Annotated in this window: 2 protein-coding genes; one reads left to right on the top strand and one right to left on the bottom strand. The window is 64.6% G+C overall.

Annotated features, from left to right (window positions below; genetic code table 11):
- A partial coding sequence (locus Q4E95_RS06815) for an LGFP repeat-containing protein (protein ID WP_368660316.1) occupies window positions 1-549 on the top strand: 549 nt, incomplete at its 5' end.
- A 98-nt stretch (window positions 550-647) separates the two neighbouring features.
- Here the strand turns inward: Q4E95_RS06815 and Q4E95_RS06810 are convergent.
- Entirely contained in the window at window positions 648-1,628 is a 981-nt protein-coding gene (locus Q4E95_RS06810; protein ID WP_303382600.1) for a ribose-phosphate diphosphokinase, read from the bottom strand.
- Window positions 1,629-1,652 lie beyond the last annotated feature (24 nt).

The following is a 1,652-nucleotide window of genomic DNA, read 5'->3' as shown; positions in this document are numbered from 1 at the left end:
CCGAGCACCAATGCGGTGAACCAGTCTTACTCGGTGAGCGGCGGTATCGGTTCCATTTACCGCGCCACCGGCGGTGCCGCCAAGTGGGGCCAGGCCGTGACCCCGGAGCGCGCTGCCGCTTCGGGTGGTCGCTACCAGGAGTTCGTGCGCAACGGCGTGAAGGCCACCGCGTACTGGCACCCGCGTACCGGTGCCCACATGGTGCGCAACACCTCGAGCATCGGCAACAAGTTCGTGCAGACCGGTCGCGAGCGCGGACTGGGCTTCCCGTCCACGGAAGAGCGCTCCATCTCCGGCGGTGCCTACCAGAGCTTCACCACGGCCACCGGCCGCACCCACAAGGTCATGTGGACACCGTCCACCGGTTCCAACACCATCAAGGAGTATGGGGCCATCGGTAAGTTCTGGAGCAAGCGCGGTCATGAGCGCGGCTACGGGTTCCCCGTGACCGACGAGTACCGCGTGGGCAACCAAGTGCACCAGCGCTTCTCCAAGGGCTACACCGTGCGCTGGTCCTCCGCGACCAACCACGTGTGGGTCACCCGCTAAGGGTTCCACCCGCCAGACATGAAAAAGCCACCCGCCGGATTCCGGCGGGTGGCTTTTTCATGTCACGGTTCAGGGGAACCGGACGCGGATCATGCGGGTCAGGACCGGCCGTTGAACAGGCTGGTCACCGAGCCGTCCTCGAAGACTTCCTGGATGGCACGCGCGATCAACGGTGCGATCGAGATGACCTCGAGGTTCTCGAACTGGTGCTCCTTCGGAACCGGCAGGGTGTCGGTGACGACAACCTTCATGGCACCGCAGTTGGCCAGTCGCTCCACGGCGGGGTCCGAGAACACCGCATGAGTGGCGGCAATGATGACATCCTTGGCGCCGTTGTCCCGCAGCACGCGGACAGCGCCGGTGATGGTTCCGCCGGTGTCGATCATGTCGTCGATGAGCACGCAGGTGCGGCCCTCGATGTCACCCACGACCTGCTTGGACTCGGCCTGGTTGGGAACGCTGATGTCGCGTGTCTTGTGCACGAATGCCAACGGTGCACCGCCCAGACGCTCGGCCCACTGCTCGGCCACGCGCACCCGGCCGGTGTCCGGGGACACCACGGTCACGTTGGACTCGTCCACCACGGAGCGCACGTAGTCGCTCAGCAGCGGGATGGCCATGAGGTGGTCCACAGGACCGTCGAAGAAGCCCTGGATCTGCGCGGTGTGCAGATCCACGGACATCACACGGTCAGCCCCGGCGGTCTTGTACAGGTCCGCGAGCAGGCGCGCGGAGATGGGCTCACGACCGCGGTGCTTCTTGTCCTGACGGGCGTACGGGTAGAACGGGCTGACCACGGTGATGGACTTGGCCGACGCCCGCTTGAGCGAGTCCAGCATGATCAACTGTTCCATGATCCACTGGTTGATGGGTGCCGGGTGCGCCTGGATGAGGAACGCGTCAGCACCACGCACCGATTCGCCGAATCGCACATACGTCTCGCCATTGGCGAAGTCGTACGCGTCGGTGGGGACCAGCTCGGTTCCCAACTCACGTGCGATGTCCTGTGCCAGCTGCGGATGAGCACGACCCGAGAGCAGAACCATGCGGTTCGACCCCGCATTCGTAATTCCGGTCATGTGAACTCGCTTTCCTCGAAATGC

This window comes from Kocuria sp., assembly GCF_030536815.1.
Lineage (GTDB): Bacteria > Actinomycetota > Actinomycetes > Actinomycetales > Micrococcaceae > Kocuria > Kocuria gwangalliensis.
This window is presented reverse-complemented; position numbering and strand designations above follow the sequence as displayed.